Raw genomic sequence first — 551 nt, forward strand, 5'->3', positions numbered from 1 at the left:
GACAAAGCCTTTTCCATCGCATAACCAGCGAAGTATTGGCTTGCTGCGGCAGTGCCTTGCTCAAGGTAGATAAGTCCACCCATTGCAATACCGCAGAGTATCCAGAAAACAGACCAAAGCGAAGCGGCTTTGACGCCCATTTTCTCTCCCTTCTTATGACCAAAGAAGTCAACGAGAAGGGCACCACCACCTACAACTGCAAGAGTTGGATAGATGAGATTCATCAGGCGGCTTTTCCTTGTTGGAGACGAATTGATACAAGATGATTAACGAAAGTATCAATGCGGGAACGGATAGTATCGAGTGATACTTTGTTCTTAATTTCGCCATTCAGGAACACTACTGGCAAATCAGAATTCTCTTCATCGTCAACAGTAACCTGATCTTTGAAACTCCACATTGCATCTTCGTCAAACTTATGGCTCACCAGACCTTTGATAGACTTCTTCGTACCATCATCAGTAGCTGGATCTTTGAACACTTCACGCTCTACGCCATCTACAACACCCCAGGTTGCTTTCATAGCAAACCCGAAGGTATCACGGGTTACG

The 551-nt window shown here is 45.4% G+C and carries 2 pseudogenes; both read right to left on the reverse strand.

From position 1 onward, the window contains the following. Positions 1-224 (reverse strand): annotated as a pseudogene (locus QYM41_RS17770) (tellurium resistance protein TerC); the annotation flags it as partial. Beyond that, positions 224-551, reverse strand: a pseudogene (locus QYM41_RS17775) (hypothetical protein); the annotation flags it as partial. The pseudogenes QYM41_RS17775 and QYM41_RS17770, both read right to left, overlap by 1 nt.

This window comes from Kocuria oxytropis (genome assembly GCF_040981195.1).
Lineage (GTDB): Bacteria > Actinomycetota > Actinomycetes > Actinomycetales > Micrococcaceae > Kocuria > Kocuria oxytropis.